Genomic DNA, 14,496 nt, shown 5'->3' with positions numbered 1-14,496 from the left:
AACGGGTGGACGGCGCGCCGGGACCCGCCCGACGCGACCGACACGGACGAACCAGCGGGTCAGGGTGCGGCCATGAAGTGCCTGATCGCGACCGCGAGGGCGTGCTTGCACGGGCCGCGCCGGCCCCGGTGCTTCGCCCACCAGTGGCAGGTACACGTGAAGCTGCCGTCGGGCAGCCGGCGGACCCGATAGTCCTCGCCGCCGCTGCGTACCGTGGCATGCTCCTCGTCCCGGCGGACGGCGCCCTGCTCCACCAACGTCCGCGCGCCGACCAGGCGGGGATTGTCCCGTTCGGCCCGCCCCGCGTCGTAGGGCATCGCGCGGTGGAAGTACGCCCCCTCGGCGACGTCGAACCCGACCCGCCCGGCGGTGCCGAGCTGGGCCAGCGCGGCGCGGACGCGGTCGTCGGGCAACCCGGTCGCGTCGGCCAGCGCGGAAACGTCGACGGTCGGATCCCAGGCGAGCAACCCGCCCACCAGCTCCGCGTCGTCGATCACCTCGTCACCGGCGAGCGCGAGCAGGGCGGCCCCCTCGCCGGAGAACCCCCGGTACGGCTCGGGTGAGAGGGTCAGGGACAGTCGCAGGGCACCGGTGTCCAGTTCCCAGGTGCTCGGCACGGCCGGCGACCCGGGGCGCACCGTCGGCCCGTACACCCGGAGGCTCCGCGCGTGTCGGAGCAGCCCGCGCAGCGCCGCGAGCCGGCCCGCGCCGGCCAGGCAGACGGCGCCGGGCACCGGCCGCGAGGTCAGTCGGAGGGTACGCCCGGCGGGCACCGCCCAGAGCACCGAGCGGTCACGGGCGCCGGGCAGCCGACGCAGGAACGCCACCGCCTCGGCGGCCGGGATCTCGGCGCGCGGTTCGAAGCCGGCGGTGAGCACCTGCACCTCGGCGAAGCCGCGCAACCAACGGCGTGGCAGTGGCACCTTCCGCTCCACCACGGGGCCGTCCATCGTGGAGACGGTGAGGTCGTCGGGGCCGACCGCCACGTGCAGCGGTTCGATCCCACCGACCCGGGCGAGCGCTTCGCGCAGCGGCGGGTTGACGTCCACGTTCGTGGTGCCGTGCCCGACGACCTCGCCGTCGAAGCCGGACGGGACCACGTCCATCCGGGCGTACACCCCGCAGCAGCCGGAGAACGACTCGAAGCGCAACCGTTCGCGGCTGCCGGTGACGACCGGGTCCAGGCTGGCGGGGCTGACCGGCTGGTGGTATCGGGTGCGGGCCACCTCGGCCACGGCGAGCAGGCCGGCGGCGGCCGCCGCCGGGGTGGTGAGGAACCCCGAGAAGAAGCGCGGGTTGGCGGACGGGCCGCCGCTGGTCTGGAGGTCGAGGCCGGCGGCGCGCAGAGCCGACGGCTGGAGATATCGGTACGTCTGGACGGCGTTCACGGGACACACCGTAGGAGTCCCTACCGACACTCACGGCCGGTGATCGCTCCCCTTTCTGCCGGTGATCGCTCCCCTTTCTGTGGAACGCGACTTTCTGTGGAACGCGACGTCCGATCGCCGCCAGACGGATGGTCTCCCGCCGACCAGGCTTGCCGTCATGAACAACCCACTTGACGGCAAGGTGGCCCTGGTCACCGGTGGTGGTCGTGGTATCGGCGCAGCAGTGGCGTTGCGCCTGGCGGAGGAGGGTGCCGATGTGGCACTGACGTTCCAGCAGAACCAGCAGCGCGCGGATGGCGTGGTGGACCAGATCAAGGCAGTGGGACGGCGGGCCGTGGCCATGCGGGTGGACAGTGCCGACCCGGCGGCGGTGGTCGCCGCTGTCGACCGGGCCGCCGGTGAGCTGGGCCGGCTGGACATCCTGGTGAACAACGCGGGCGCGTTCCTGCTCGGACCGTTGGAGCAGTTGAGTCTGGAGGAGTTCGAACAGACCGTCGCGGTCAACGTTCGGGCGCCGTTCGTCGCCGCGCAGGCGGCGGTACGCCACATGAGGGCCGGCGGTCGGGTCATCACCATCGGCAGCAACATGGCCGAGCGGACGGTGTTTCCGGGCTTCGCGCTGTACGCGATGAGCAAGACCGCACTCATCGGCCTGACCAAGGCGCTCGGACGCGAACTCGGCGGCAGGGCGATCACCGTGAATCTGGTCAACCCCGGGGCCACCGACACCGAGTCGAACCCGGCCGACGGCCCCAACGCCGACACGATCAACGGGTTCACCGCCCTCGGCCACTTCGCGGAGCCGAGTGACGTGGCGGCAACCGTGGCCTTCCTCGCCAGCCCGGACGGGCGCTACATCACCGGGGCGACCGTCAACGTCGACGGTGGCTTCACCATCTGATCGTCGGCTCATCACCGTCCTGTCCGCTCTCCGGGGCCACGGCCCGTCCTCCTGCTGTCGAGCGGGGACGGGCCGTGGCCCCACCGGCCGTTGTGTCACGCCAATACCTAGCAGTACTATGCCTCGTACTACTAGGGTTGAGAGCGGGGGTGACGTCTGGTGAAGGTCGCGAAGGATCTGGTGGCCGCCTCGGCCACGCCGATGGTGCTCGGCATCCTGACCGAGGGTGAGAGCTACGGCTACGCCATCCTCAAACGGATCAACGAGCTGTCCGGGGGTGAGCTGGACTGGACCGAAGGGCTGCTGTACCCGTTGCTGCACCGGCTCGAGCGCCTCGGTCATGTGGAGTCGAGCTGGCAGTCGGTCACCGGCGAGCGCAGGCGCAAGTACTACCGCATCACCGAGAAGGGCCGGGCCGAGCTGGCCGAGCAGCGCCGGCAGTGGGACACCGTGGTGGGCGCGTTGAAGGAGATCTGGCATGACCGGGTGCCACTGACTGTGGACCCACTGGAGGGCCTCGCATGACCGACCACGACGGGCAGCAGGAGCTGGAGGCGCAGTTCGAGCAGTGGCGCCGCTACGTGCTCCGCCGCCGGGAGCTGCAACCGACGGACGCCGACGAGCTGGAAGACCACCTCCGCGGCTCCGTCGACGAACTCGTCGCGAGAGGGCTGAGCCCGGACGAGGCGTTCCTGGTCGCGGTCAAACGGATGGGCAGCCTCGACGAGCTCTCCCGCGAGTTCGCCCGGGAGCACTCGGAACGGCTGTGGAAGCAGTTGGTGCTGACCGGCGACCCGAGCAGCCCGGCCGCCGGCACGCGTTCCCGGCGGGACCTGTGGGCGATGCTCGCCTGCGCGGCGGGCGCGGTGGTGTCGGTGAAGCTCCCCGCGCTGTTCGGGTTGGGCTTCGACGACGACGGCTCGTTCTACGCGCGGAACTTCACCCTGTTCGCGCTGCCCTGGCTGGCGGCGTTCCTGGCCTGGCGGCGCAGCGCCCGCCAGTCGGTGATCGTGATCCTGGTGGCGCTGTTCGCTCTCGGTGCCGTGGCGGCCAACGTCTACCCGCTGGCGGGTGACTCGCAGTCCCTGGTCGTCACCAGCATCCACCTGCCCATCGCCCTGTGGCTCGTGGTCGGTCTGGCCTACGTCGCCGACGACTGGCGGTCGTCACGTCGGCGGATGGACTTCATCCGCTTCACCGGGGAGTGGTTCATCTACTTCGTGCTCATGGCCCTCGGCGGCGGCGTCCTCTCGGCGTTCCTGTTCAACACGTTCGCGGCGATCGGAATCGCCCCGCAGGAGTTCGTCTCGCAGTGGCTCCTGCCCTGCGGTGCGGCGGCAGCCGTCGTCGTGGCGGGGTGGCTCGTCGAGGCCAAGCAGAGCGTCGTGGAGAACATCGCCCCGGTCCTCACCCGACTGTTCACCCCGCTCTTCACGGCCGCCCTCCTCGCGTTCCTCGTCGCCGTCGTCTGGACCAGCCACGGCATCGACGTCGAACGCGAGACCCTGATCCTGTTCGACCTGCTGCTGGTCGTGGTGCTCGGGTTGCTGCTCTACTCGCTGTCGGCCCGTGATCCGCTGGCCCCGCCCGGCCCGTTCGACAAACTCCAGCTCGCGCTCGTGGTCAGCGCGTTGGCCATCGACGTGCTCGTGCTGGTGGAGATCACCGGACGCATCACCGACGACTACGGCAGCACTCCCAACCGGGCCGCCGCGCTCGGCGAGAACGTCGTCCTGCTGGTCAACCTCGCGTGGTCGGCGTGGCTCCTGCTGACCTTCATCCGCCGACGCGCGCCGTTCGCGGCCCTCGAACGATGGCAGACCGGCTACCTTCCGGTGTACGCCGGGTGGGCGTGGTTCGTGGTCCTGGTCTTCCCCCCGCTGTTCGGCTACGCCTGACCGGCGCGGTGGCTCGGGCCGCCCCGGACGTCCTCCTCGATCCGCCTCGCGGCGACCAGCAGCGGCGGGAGCAGTTCCCGACGGATCATCTCGAAGGACCCTCGGCTGGCGTGCGCGGAGACGTTCACCGCGGCGATCACCGACCCGTTCTCGCCGTGGATCGGTGCGGCCACCGACCGCAGCCCCTCCTCCAGCTCCTGGTCCACGATGGCGTACCCCTGTGCGGCGATCTTCGTCAGGGCGGCGCGCAGCTTCGCCGGGTCGGTGACGGTGCGTCGGGTCAGCTGCCGCAGCTCCGCCGTGGCGAGGTAGTCGTCCAACCAGTCCACCGGTTGCGCGGCGAGCAGCACCCGGCCCATCGAGGTGGCGTAGGCGGGGAAGCGGGTGCCGACGCTGATCCCCACCGTCATGATCCGTTTGGTGGGTACGCGGGCCACGTAGACCACCTCGTCGCCGTCGAGCACCGACACCGAGCAGGACTCGTGCACCTGCGCGACCAGCGCCTCCATGTGCCGCCGGGCCAGCTCGGGCAGGCTCAGACCCGACAGGTACGCGTAGCCGAGTTCGAGGATCCGCGCGCGCAGCGAGAAGAGCCGGCCGTCGGTGTGCACGTAGCCCAACTCGACGAGGGTGAGCAGGAACCGGCGCGCCGCGGCCCGGGTCAGCCCGGTCCTGCGGGCCACCTCACTGAGGGTGAGCTGCGGGTGTTCGGCGTCGAACGCCCGGATCACCGCGAGGCCGCGTTCCAGTGACTGGACGAACTCCGGCGACCTCGCCGCGTCCTCGCTCACGCTCACCCGGCCTCCTGTCGCAGGGTCTCCCGGGCCACCTTGAACGCCCGGTTCGCCGCCGGTACGCCAGCGTAGACGCCGACCTGGAGCAGGACCTCCGCCACCTCCGCCGGGCTCAACCCGTTGCGCAGCGCCGCTCGGACGTGCATCGCCAACTCCTCGTCGTGGTGCAGGGTGGCGAGCACGGCGAGGGTGATGCAGCTCCGGGTACGCCGGTCGAGGCCCGGGCGGTTCCACACCTCACCCCAGGCGTAGCGGGTGATGAAGTCCTGGAAGTCGGCGGTGAACTCGTCGGTGCCGTCGATGGCGCGGTCCACGTGGGCGTCGCCCAACACCTGTCGGCGTACCGTCATGCCCGTCTCGTGCCGCTCGCTGTCGTTCATCTCTCACCGGGTTCCTCGTGCAGGTGTTCCAGCAGGAGTCGGCTCACCTGCTCGGGTTGCTCGACGTTGGCCAGGTGCGCCGCCGCGCCGACCACCGCCAGTCGGGCCCCCGCGATGCTCCCGGCGATCTCGCGGGCGTGCTCGACCGGGGTGGCCGGGTCGTCCGCCCCCGCGACGACGAGCGTCGGCGCGGTGATCCGGCCGAGGTCGGGTCGGAGGTCCATCGCGGCGATCGCCTCGCAGCAGGCGGCGTAGCCGTCCGGGGGTGTCGCGGTCAGCATGGCGCGGTGCGCGGCGACCACGTCCGGCCGGGCGGTGGCGAAGGCCGGGGTGAACCAGCGGGCCACCACCGCGTCGGCGATCGTCGGCAGACCGGCGGCCCGTACCGTCGCCGCCCGCTCGTGCCACTGCTCGGGCGGGCCGAGCGACGCCGACGTGCAGAGCAGCACCATCCTCCGCACCCGGTGGGGCGCGTGCGCGGCGAGCCACATGCCCACCATGCCGCCGAGCGACAACCCCGCGTAGTGGACCCACGGCACGTCCAGGTCGTCCAGCGTCCGCAGCAGCTCCCGGCCCAGAAGATCCATCGTGTACGGCCCGGGCGGCGTCGCCGAGCGGCCGTGGCCCAGGTGGTCGTACCGGACGACCCGGAACCGCTCGGCGAGCGCCGGGATCTGCGGCTCCCACATCGCGGCGGCGGTGCCGAGGGAGCTGCCGAGCAGCAGCGTCGGCGCGTCGGCCGGGCCGTCGACGGCGAGGTGCAACCGGGGGGTCACCGGTCCGCTCCCCGGGCGGCGGCCAGGGCGTGGTCGACGAACCGGTCGGCCGAGCCGAGCCAGCGGTACGGGTCGAGCGCCTCGTCTATCTCGGCCTCGGACAGGTGGGCGCGGATCGCCGGGTCGGCGAGCAGCGCGGCGCGGAACGAGGGTCCGGCGGCGGCGCGGGTCACCAGGTCGTGGGCGACGCCGCGACCGACGACAGGGGCCAGTCGCGCGGCGACGGCCTCGGCGAGCACCAGGCCGCCGGTCGCGTCGAGGTTCTCCCGCATCCGCTGCGGGTGGACCCGCAACCCGCCCAGCATCCGGGCGCAGCGGGCGGCGGCGCCACCGGCCACGTGCAGCAGATCGAGCAGGGGCTCCCACTCGGCGTGCCAGGCGCCGGCGGCCCGCTCGTGCTCCTGCACCGCCGCGGCGAACACTGTGGCGACGAGACCCGGGCCGCGGCGCGCCGCGGCGGTGACGAGGATCGAGTCCACCGGGTTGCGCTTGTGCGGCATGGCCGAGGAGCCGCCGCGGCCGGTCCCGCCCTCGGCGACCTCGCCGATCTCGTTCTGGGCGAGCAGGCCCACGTCGAGCGCCACCTTGCCGGTGTTCACCAGGAGCCCGCCGAGGGCGGTGGCCAGGTCGAGCCAGGGCTGTCGGCGGGTGTGCCAGGGCAGCGGGCACGACGGGAGGCCGAGGTGCGCGGCGAACCGCTCGACGACCCGCGCGCCGGCCGGGCCGAACGCGGCCAGGGTGCCGACCGCCCCGCCGAGCTGCGCCGGTTGGGCGGCGTGGGCCTGACGCAGTCGGTCCCGGGCCTCGACCAGACCGGTCAGCCAACCGGCGGCCTTGAGCCCGAACGTGGTGGGTGCCGCCTGCTGCCCGAGGGTGCGGGCGACCAGCACGGTGTCGCGGTGCGCGTCGGCCAGCCGGGCGGCCGCGTCCACCCCGGCGTCGAGGTGCCGCAGCAGCGGCCCGAGCGCCCGTACGGACACCAGGACCAACGCGGTGTCCAGGACGTCCTGGCTGGTCGCGCCGAAGTGCACCCAACCCCGGGCGTGCTCGGCTACGGCGGCGGTCAGCTCGCGCACGAGCGGGACGACCGGGTTGCCCGCTTCGTCGGCCGCCCGGCCGAGCGCCCCCGGGTCGTACCGGTCGGCCCGACAGCACTCGACGATCGCCTCGGCCGCCGGGGCGGGTAGGACGCCGACGTCCGCCGCCGCCCGGGCGAGGGCCGCCTCCACGTCGAGCATCGCCTGGAGCACCGACGGGTCGCCGAGTTCGGTGTCGACGTCCGGGGCGCCGGAGACGCCGCCGAGCAGCCCGTCAGACGGCGAAGAAGACTGTCTCACGGTCGCCCTGCAGGTGGATGTCGAACCGGATCCCGTCCGTCGCGGGTTTCGCCAGCAGGGTGTCCCGGCGGTCGGCGTCGACGCTGCGCAGCACCGGGTCGACGGCGTTGGCCGCCGACTCGTCGGGGAAGTAGAGCCGGGTGACGAGGCGGTGCAGCAGCCCTCGCCCGAACACCGACAGGGTCAGGTGGGGCGCTTCGGTGCCCCCCTCCGGCGCGGGCAACGCGCCCGGCTTGACGGTCCACAGGCGGTACCACCCCTGCCCGTCGGTCTCGCTGCGCCCGAAGCCGCGAAAGCCCGCGAGCGCGGGTGGGCGGGCGCCGCGCGGGTCGTCCGGGTGGTCGAACCGGCCGTCCGGGTCGGCCTGCCAGCTCTCCACCATCGCGTCGACCACCGGTGTCCCGGTGCCGTCGAAGATCCGCCCCCTGATCCAGAACCCTCCCGGCGTGGTCTCGGGCACGACGTACGGACCGTCGGGCCAGCGCAGACCGATGTTCAGGTACGGCCCGACGGTCTGCGCGGGCATGACGCCCAACCGCTCACTCATCGTCGTCCCCGTCCTCGAAGGGGGTGCTCTCCCGGCCGCGCAGCACGATGTCGAACTCGTACGCCAGCGCCCACTCGGGTGCGGTGCCGGCGTGGTCGTACCGGGCGACCATCCGTTCGCGGGCCTTCGGGTCGCGTACCGAGTTGAAGATCGGGTCCTGGAAGAAGAGCGGGTCGCCCGGGAAGTACATCTGGGTCACCAGCCGCTGGGTGAACGCCCGGCCGAAGAGGGAGAAGTGGATGTGCGCCGGCCGCCACGCGTTGTCGTGGTTGCGCCAGGGGTACGCGCCGGGTTGCACGGTGACGAACCGGTACCGCCCCTGGTCGTCGGTGAGCGCCCGGCCCACCCCTTCGAAGTTGGGGTCGAGCGGCGCCGGCCAGGTGTCCCGGGCGTCGCGGTAGCGGCCGGCGGCGTTGGCCTGCCAGATCTCGACGAGCGTGCGGGGCACGGGTCGCCCGTCACCGTCGCGGACCCGGCCGTGCACGATGATCCGCTGTCCCTGCGGCTCACCGTCGTGCTGGCGGGTCAGGTCGTGGTCGAGGTCGCCGAGCCGCCCCTCCCCCAGCAACGGCCCGGTGACCTCGGTCAGCCGCTGCGGCAGGTGGACGAGTGGGTGTTTCGGCGCCCGCGCCACAGTCGACTTGTAGCCGGGACTGAGCAGGGGCGGGTGGGCGTCGACGTCGTCGCGCCGGTAGCTCGGTAGCACCAGGCCGCCAGCGACCGGGGTGTCCTGGGTGGTCATGGTCGTCTCCCGTCAGCCTTCGTCGCCTCCAGCGCCCGCAGCACCGCGAGTTCCCGCGCGGTCGGCGGCTCGCCCGTGGTCAGCCCCTCGGCGACGGCGAGGTCCCACCCGGTGGCCGCCCGCGCCTGCTCCCGCGTCACGCCGGGGTGCAGGCGGGTCAGGGTGAGTTCGCAGGTGACCGGATCGGGTTCGAGGACGCCGAGGTCGGTGATCACCACTCGGGGGCCTCCGCCGCGTAGGCCGAGTCGCTCCCGGTCGCCGGGGCCCGTCCCGTACCCGACCGAGGTGACGAAGTCGACCCGTTCGGTGAACGTCCGGAGGTCCTGCCGGACGATCACCACGACCTCACCGCAGGAGGCGGCGATCTCGGGGGCGCCACCGGCGCCGGGCAGCCGGACCTTCGGGGCGTCGTAGTCACCTCCGACGACAGTGGTGTTGATGTTGCCGTACCGGTCGAGTTGGGCGGCGCCGAGGAAGCCCACGTCGATCCGGCCGGGCTGGAGCCAGTAGTTGAACACCTCGGGCACCGGGACCACCGCGTCCGCCGTGTCGGCGAGGACCCCGTCGCCGATGGACAGCGGGAGCCGGTCCGGCTTCGCGCCGAGGCACCCGGATTCGTAGATGAGCACCAGGTTCGGGGCGTGGGTGGCCCGGGCCAGGTTCGCGGCGGTGCTGGGCAACCCGATCCCGACGAAGCAGGCGGTGCCGTCGCGCAGTTGGCGGGCGGCGGCGACGGTCATCATCTCGTCGGCGGTCCAGCCGGTCGTCGTGGTCACGCCGCCGCCCCGGCGCGGTGCACGTGCTGGTCGAGCCAGGCGCGGAAGGTGTCGCGGTGCCGGCTGACGGCGTCCCAGTCGCGGTAGAAGTCGTTGTCCCGCACCGAGTAGCCGTGGGCGTAGGAGGGGTGGGCGCCGCCGGGCACCTCGGCCACCGCGGTGACCGCCCAGCCGGGCAGGACGACCTGCCCGGGTACGGGTTCCAGCTCGTCCACGATCTCCTCGACGGTGACCAGGGACCGGTCGGCGGCGAGCACCGCCTCCTTCTGCACGCCGGTGATGCCCCACATCTGCACGTTGCCGTCGCGGTCGGCGCGCTGGGCGTGCACCACTGTCACGTCGGGGCGCAGGGCCGGCACGGCGGTGAGCGTCTCACCGGTGAAGGGGCAGGTGATGGGCCGGATGTTCGTCGTGTGGCGGGGCAGGTCCGTCCCGGTGTAGCCGCGCAGGACGGCGAACGGCAGCCCGGACGCCCCGGCGACGTAGCGGTTCGCCATGCCCGCGTGGCTGTGCTCCTCCAACTCGAGTGGCCCCGGCCAGGCGTTCTGCACGGCGTCCCGGAAGCGGTGCAGCGACCCGACGCCGGGGTTGCCGCCCCATGAGAAGACCAGGCGACTGGCACATCCGGCGCCGATGAGCTGGTCGTAGATGACGTCGGGGGTCATCCGCACCAGGGTCAGATCCCGCCGCCCCTGCCGGATGATCTCGTGACCGGCGGCGAACGGGATGAGGTGGGTGAACCCCTCCAGGGCGACCACGTCACCGTCGCGGACCAGGTGTGCCACACCCTCGGCCAGCGAGACGAGTTTCGCCATGAGCCTCCCCGCCTCTGTTCGCTATGCGGACTGCCGTACTCATTTCGAACGTACGACGGACGACGACATCCGTCAACGGCGGGTCGGTCGGACCATCCACAGTGTTGCGAAGTCACGGCGGCCGATGCGTTGACGCGAGCCGGACCACGTGCCAACGTTCATGAAGAGAACGGCCGTTCGGTACGCGAACACACCTGGCCGCTCGTGAGCGGAAGCCCGCCACGCCCGGTCACCCCGGACCACCCCACCGATCCACGCTCCGAGGAGGACCGCCATGACACTGCTGGACGCCACGACCTGGCACGGCACGCTGCACAGCGACGGCTGGGTGGAGCCGGCCGGGGGCACGGCGGCTGTGCGGTCCCCCGCCACCGGGGAGGAGATCGGCCAGGTGGGGGTGGCGAACGCCGAAGACGTGACGCGGGCCTGCGCCCGGGCCGACGCCGCGCAACGCGCCTGGGCCGCCACCGGCTACGTCGAGCGGGCGGCGGTGCTGCGTCGGGCCGGGCAGCTGTTCGAGCAGCACGCCGCCGAGATCGGTGACTGGATCGTGCGCGAGGCCGGGTCCATCCCGCCCAAGGCCGGTGTCGAGACGGACACCGCGGCACAGGAGTGCTACGAGGCGGCGGCGCTGGCCTCGCACCCGCTCGGCGAGATCATCCCGAGCGCGCAACCGCGGCTCAGCCTGGCCCGCCGGTTGCCCGTCGGCGTCGTCGGGGTCATCGCGCCGTTCAACTTCCCGCTCATCCTGGCCACCCGCTCCGTCGCACCGGCCCTCGCGCTGGGCAACGCCGTGGTGCTCAAGCCCGATCCGCGCACCGCGGTCTGCGGTGGCGTCTCGATCGCGCGGGTCTTCGAGGAGGCCGGACTACCCGGCGGTCTGCTGCACGTCCTGCCCGGCGGGGTCGAGGTCGGCGAGGCGCTGGTGGCCGACCCGCGCGTACGGGTGGTCAGCTTCACCGGCTCGACGGCCGCCGGCCGCACGGTCGGCGAGGCGGCCGCCCGGCACCTCAAGCGAGCGCACCTCGAACTCGGCGGCAACTCGGCGCTGATCGTGCTCGACGACGCCGACCTGGACCTCGCCGTCTCGGCCGGCGCGTGGGGATCCTTCCTGCACCAGGGCCAGATCTGCATGACCACCGGACGGCACCTGGTGCACGAGAGCCTGGCCGAGCGGTACGTGGAGCGGTTGGCCGAGAAGGCGGACCACCTGCCGGTCGGCGACCCGAGCAAGGAGCAGGTGGCGCTCGGGCCGATCATCGACGAGCGCCAACGCGACAAGATCCACGCGCTGGTCACGGCGAGCGTCGACGCGGGTGCCCGGCTGGCGGCCGGAGGCACCTACGAGGGGTTGTTCTACCGGCCGACGGTCCTCGCCGACGTCACGCCCACGACCCCGGCGTACGCCCAGGAGGTCTTCGGTCCGGTCGCCCCGGTGACCACCTTCGCCGACCAGGACGAGGCCGTCGAGTTGGCCCGGCAGACCGAGTACGGCCTGTCGCTGGGCATCCTCGGCCAGGACGTGACGAGGGCGATGGCCCTCGCCGACCGGATCCCCAGCGGGATCGTGCACATCAACGACCAGACGGTCAGCGACGAGGCGGTGGCGCCGTTCGGCGGCGTCGGGGCCTCGGGCACCGGCTCCCGGTTCGGCGGGCCCGCGGCGAACATCGAGGCGTTCACCGAGACGCAGTGGCTGACCGTGCGGGGCAGTATCGCGCGGTACCCGTTCTGACCCCAGGGAGAGAGGAGGATGCCGGGAATGCGTACCCAGGTCGGCATCGTCGGCGCCGGGCCGGCGGGGCTCATGCTGTCGCACCTGCTGCACCTGCGCGGGATCGAGTCCGTGGTGTTGGAGAGCCGCAGCCGCGACCACGTCGAGCACCGGCTACGGGCGGGGGTCCTCGAACAGGGCTCGGTCGACCTGCTGTGCCGCGCCGGTGTCGGTGAGCGGCTGCGCCGGGAGGGGCTACGGCACGAGGGCATCGAGCTGCGCTTCGCCGGGGAGTCGCACCGGGTGCCGATGACCGACCTGACGGGACGGGCGATCACCGTCTACGGGCAGCAGGAGGTGGTCAAGGACCTGATCGCCGCCCGACTGTCGGCCGGCGGTTCGCTCCTCTTCGAGGCCGAGGCCGTCCGGCTGGACGCTCTCGACACCGACTCGCCGGTGGTCCACTTTCGACGTGACGGGCGCGACGAGGAGCTGCACTGCGACTTCGTGGCCGGGTGCGACGGGTTCCACGGGGTGAGCCGTGGCGCGGTGCCCGACGGGGTGTTGACCACGTACGAGCGCGCGTACCCGTTCGCCTGGTTGGGGGTCCTCGCCGCCGCCCCGCCGGCGGTGCACGAACTCATCTACGCCAACCACGAGCGGGGCTTCGCGCTCTACAGCATGCGCTCACCCGAGCTGTCCCGGCTGTATCTGCAGGTCGCGCCGGACGAGGACATCGCCGAGTGGCCGGACGATCGGATCTGGACGGAGTTGCGGGCGCGGCTGGAGACGGTGTCGGGGTGGTCGCTCAACGAGGGGCCGATCCTGGAGAAGTCCATCACGCCGATGCGCAGCTTCGTGGTGGAGCCGATGCGGTGGGAGCGGCTTTTCCTGGCCGGGGACGCCGTGCACATCGTCCCGCCCACCGGGGCGAAGGGGATGAACCTGGCCCTCGCCGACGTCGCGCTGCTCGGGGACGCCTTCGCCGCGTGGTACGACGAGGGGCGCGCCGATCTGCTGGACGCCTACTCGGCGACGGCGCTGCGCCGGGTGTGGCGGGCCCAGCACTTCTCCTGGTGGATGACGTCGATGCTGCACCGGTTGGAGCGCGACGACCCGTACGAGACGAAGTTGCAGACCGCCACGTTGCGGTACGTCGCCACCTCCGACGCCTACGCCACGAGCCTGGCGGAGAACTACGTGGGTCTGCCCGAGGTCTGAGCGCCGCCCCGACGCCCATCATCGTTCAACTTATTCATGACGGGCGTCAGAAATTATTGACTTTCAATGCCGGGGTGACTGACCATGGCCCCACCACAGCGTCGTGCGCCCCCACGCAGCGGTAGTTCACCTGCAGATCCGAGGCATCCGCCGACTTCCGACGCACCCACCACCCCCGCCCAGGAAGGGCCTCGTCAATGAAGAAGGTCATGGCTCTCGGGCTGATCGCCGCTACCGCGATCGCCCTCACCGGATGTACCGACTCCGACGCGTCCGCGCCGTCCGAACAGACCTCGGGCGAGTTGCGCAAGGTCCGGGTCGCTGCGCTGCCCATCACCGAGACCGCCGCGCTCTGGGGCGGAATCAAGGCGGGGCACTTCGCCGAGCGCGGGCTCCAGGTCGAGGTGCTGCCCGCCCAGGGTGGCGCGCAGGCCATTCCCGCCCTGATGAACGGCGACATCGACTTCGCGATCGGCCAGCCCTTCGGCGCTTTCCGGGCCGACCTGCGCGACCTCGGCGTCGTCATCATCGGCAACTACGCCTCCTCGTACGCCGACGGCGACGACATCAACGCCGTGGTGGCCTCGGCGAAGTCCGGCATCAAGCGGCCGGCCGACCTCGCGGGCAAGCGGGTCGCGGTCAACAGCCTCGGTGCCGCCGGCGATGTGACGATCATGGCGGCGGTCGAGAAGGACGGCGGCGACCCCAAGGCGATCAAGTTCGTCGAGGTGGCCTTCCCGGACGCCCCGGCCCAACTGGAGTCCGGCAACATCGACGCCGCCTGGGTGCCGGAGCCGTTCGTCACGCAACTGAAGTCCCGTGGGGACACCTTCGTCGTCGCGCCCTACCAGGCGGTGGTGCCCGGTCTGACCACCCTCACCACGATCACCACCAAGGAGCGCACGGAGAAGGACGCCAAGCTGGTCGAGGACTTCACGGCGGCGATGAAGAAGACGCTGCAGTGGGCCAACGACCCCGCCAACGTGGCACCGGTGCGGCAGGCCATCAAGGACAACCTGCAGCTGCCCCCTCCGGTGGCCGACTCGGTACGGCTCCCGGCCTTCGGGTGGGAGGTCGACCGGTCGAGCCTGCAGACGCTCGCCGACCTCGCGCAGAAGTACAAGGTGCTCGACAAGCAACCGAACTTCGACCGTCTCATCCAGCAGAAGTAGCCGGCGCGGTCCCGCCCTCCCCGGGACCGGGGAGG

Annotated in this window: 15 protein-coding genes; 6 read left to right on the top strand and 9 right to left on the bottom strand. The window is 72.2% G+C overall.

Annotated elements, in window-relative coordinates:
• Positions 1 to 59: 59 nt before the first annotated feature.
• Positions 60 to 1,388 (bottom strand): SWIM zinc finger family protein, encoded by a 1,329-nt coding sequence (locus tag O7616_RS17885; RefSeq protein ID WP_282303045.1) that lies wholly within the window; start codon positions 1,386 to 1,388, stop codon positions 60 to 62.
• Positions 1,389 to 1,545: 157 nt separating this feature from the next.
• Here O7616_RS17885 and O7616_RS17880 point away from each other — a divergent pair, with 157 nt between their 5' ends.
• The 3 genes from O7616_RS17880 to O7616_RS17870 all read left to right on the top strand — a co-directional run bounded on the left by O7616_RS17880 (position 1,546) and on the right by O7616_RS17870 (position 4,187).
• Positions 1,546 to 2,289 (top strand): SDR family oxidoreductase, encoded by a 744-nt coding sequence (locus O7616_RS17880; RefSeq protein WP_282303044.1) that lies wholly within the window; start codon positions 1,546 to 1,548, stop codon positions 2,287 to 2,289.
• 159 nt (positions 2,290 to 2,448) lie between these two features.
• Positions 2,449 to 2,814 (top strand): PadR family transcriptional regulator, encoded by a 366-nt coding sequence (locus tag O7616_RS17875; protein ID WP_282303043.1) that lies wholly within the window; start codon positions 2,449 to 2,451, stop codon positions 2,812 to 2,814.
• Positions 2,811 to 4,187: a permease prefix domain 1-containing protein gene (locus O7616_RS17870; protein ID WP_282303042.1), complete on the top strand. Its 1,377-nt coding sequence runs from the start codon at positions 2,811 to 2,813 to the stop codon at positions 4,185 to 4,187. Before O7616_RS17875 ends, O7616_RS17870 begins: the two co-directional genes overlap by 4 nt.
• Here O7616_RS17870 and O7616_RS17865 read toward each other — a convergent pair.
• From O7616_RS17865 to O7616_RS17830, 8 genes are read right to left on the bottom strand one after another with little or no spacing between them, the layout of a single operon-like run.
• Complete coding sequence (locus O7616_RS17865) at positions 4,178 to 4,984, bottom strand: IclR family transcriptional regulator (RefSeq protein WP_282260281.1); 807 nt, start codon at positions 4,982 to 4,984, stop codon at positions 4,178 to 4,180. The genes O7616_RS17870 and O7616_RS17865 overlap by 10 nt on opposite strands.
• The gene (gene pcaC / locus O7616_RS17860) at positions 4,981 to 5,361 is read right to left on the bottom strand and encodes a 4-carboxymuconolactone decarboxylase (RefSeq protein ID WP_282260282.1); all 381 of its coding nucleotides are present in this window, start codon (positions 5,359 to 5,361) and stop codon (positions 4,981 to 4,983) included. Before pcaC ends, O7616_RS17865 begins: the two co-directional genes overlap by 4 nt.
• On the bottom strand, positions 5,358 to 6,137 hold the full coding sequence (gene pcaD / locus O7616_RS17855) for a 3-oxoadipate enol-lactonase (protein ID WP_282303041.1): 780 nt from the start codon (positions 6,135 to 6,137) through the stop codon (positions 5,358 to 5,360). The genes pcaC and pcaD overlap by 4 nt, the downstream gene beginning before the upstream one ends.
• Positions 6,134 to 7,474, bottom strand: a complete 1,341-nt coding sequence (pcaB, locus tag O7616_RS17850) for a 3-carboxy-cis,cis-muconate cycloisomerase (RefSeq protein WP_282303040.1) — start codon at positions 7,472 to 7,474, stop codon at positions 6,134 to 6,136. Before pcaB ends, pcaD begins: the two co-directional genes overlap by 4 nt.
• Positions 7,449 to 8,021: a protocatechuate 3,4-dioxygenase subunit alpha gene (gene pcaG, locus O7616_RS17845; protein WP_282303038.1), complete on the bottom strand. Its 573-nt coding sequence runs from the start codon at positions 8,019 to 8,021 to the stop codon at positions 7,449 to 7,451. Before pcaG ends, pcaB begins: the two co-directional genes overlap by 26 nt.
• A complete protein-coding gene (pcaH, locus tag O7616_RS17840) occupies positions 8,014 to 8,763 on the bottom strand; it encodes a protocatechuate 3,4-dioxygenase subunit beta (RefSeq protein WP_282303037.1) in 750 nt (249 codons plus the stop codon). Before pcaH ends, pcaG begins: the two co-directional genes overlap by 8 nt.
• The gene (locus tag O7616_RS17835) at positions 8,760 to 9,506 is read right to left on the bottom strand and encodes a CoA-transferase (protein WP_348773883.1); all 747 of its coding nucleotides are present in this window, start codon (positions 9,504 to 9,506) and stop codon (positions 8,760 to 8,762) included. Before O7616_RS17835 ends, pcaH begins: the two co-directional genes overlap by 4 nt.
• Before the next feature lie 29 nt (positions 9,507 to 9,535).
• Positions 9,536 to 10,354 carry a CoA transferase subunit A gene (locus tag O7616_RS17830; protein WP_282303035.1) on the bottom strand — a complete coding sequence of 273 codons (819 nt, stop codon included), beginning with the start codon at positions 10,352 to 10,354 and terminating at the stop codon, positions 9,536 to 9,538.
• A gap of 274 nt (positions 10,355 to 10,628) precedes the next feature.
• On the opposite strand from O7616_RS17830, the gene O7616_RS17825 reads away from it, so the two are divergent.
• From O7616_RS17825 to O7616_RS17815, 3 genes are all read left to right on the top strand, one after another.
• Positions 10,629 to 12,089 (top strand): benzaldehyde dehydrogenase, encoded by a 1,461-nt coding sequence (locus tag O7616_RS17825; protein ID WP_282303034.1) that lies wholly within the window; start codon positions 10,629 to 10,631, stop codon positions 12,087 to 12,089.
• Between the two features lie 27 nt (positions 12,090 to 12,116).
• On the top strand, positions 12,117 to 13,289 hold the full coding sequence (pobA, locus tag O7616_RS17820; RefSeq protein ID WP_282303033.1) for a 4-hydroxybenzoate 3-monooxygenase: 1,173 nt from the start codon (positions 12,117 to 12,119) through the stop codon (positions 13,287 to 13,289).
• A gap of 197 nt (positions 13,290 to 13,486) precedes the next feature.
• Positions 13,487 to 14,461, top strand: coding sequence for an ABC transporter substrate-binding protein (locus O7616_RS17815; RefSeq protein ID WP_282303032.1), 975 nt, complete (start codon positions 13,487 to 13,489; stop codon positions 14,459 to 14,461).
• The last annotated feature ends 35 nt before the right edge of the window (positions 14,462 to 14,496 follow it).

It is taken from the genome of Micromonospora sp. WMMD964 (assembly GCF_029581455.1).
GTDB lineage: Bacteria > Actinomycetota > Actinomycetes > Mycobacteriales > Micromonosporaceae > Micromonospora.
The sequence above is the reverse complement of the archived record's forward strand: the minus strand, read 5'-3'. Positions and strand labels throughout refer to the sequence as shown.

What these genes read in the sequence shown, in the direction of transcription:
- O7616_RS17880 (WP_282303044.1), top strand. Translation starts at nt 1,546, where the DNA reads ATGAACAACCCACTTGACGGCAAGGTGGCCCTGGTCACCGGTGGTGGT.
- O7616_RS17870 (WP_282303042.1), top strand. Translation starts at nt 2,811, where the DNA reads ATGACCGACCACGACGGGCAGCAGGAGCTGGAGGCGCAGTTCGAGCAG.
- pcaC (WP_282260282.1), bottom strand. Translation starts at nt 5,361, where the DNA reads ATGAACGACAGCGAGCGGCACGAGACGGGCATGACGGTACGCCGACAG.
- pcaG (WP_282303038.1), bottom strand. Translation starts at nt 8,021, where the DNA reads ATGAGTGAGCGGTTGGGCGTCATGCCCGCGCAGACCGTCGGGCCGTAC.
- pcaH (WP_282303037.1), bottom strand. Translation starts at nt 8,763, where the DNA reads ATGACCACCCAGGACACCCCGGTCGCTGGCGGCCTGGTGCTACCGAGC.
- O7616_RS17835 (WP_348773883.1), bottom strand. Translation starts at nt 9,506, where the DNA reads ATGATGACCGTCGCCGCCGCCCGCCAACTGCGCGACGGCACCGCCTGC.
- O7616_RS17830 (WP_282303035.1), bottom strand. Translation starts at nt 10,354, where the DNA reads ATGGCGAAACTCGTCTCGCTGGCCGAGGGTGTGGCACACCTGGTCCGC.
- O7616_RS17825 (WP_282303034.1), top strand. Translation starts at nt 10,629, where the DNA reads ATGACACTGCTGGACGCCACGACCTGGCACGGCACGCTGCACAGCGAC.
- pobA (WP_282303033.1), top strand. Translation starts at nt 12,117, where the DNA reads ATGCGTACCCAGGTCGGCATCGTCGGCGCCGGGCCGGCGGGGCTCATG.
- O7616_RS17815 (WP_282303032.1), top strand. Translation starts at nt 13,487, where the DNA reads ATGAAGAAGGTCATGGCTCTCGGGCTGATCGCCGCTACCGCGATCGCC.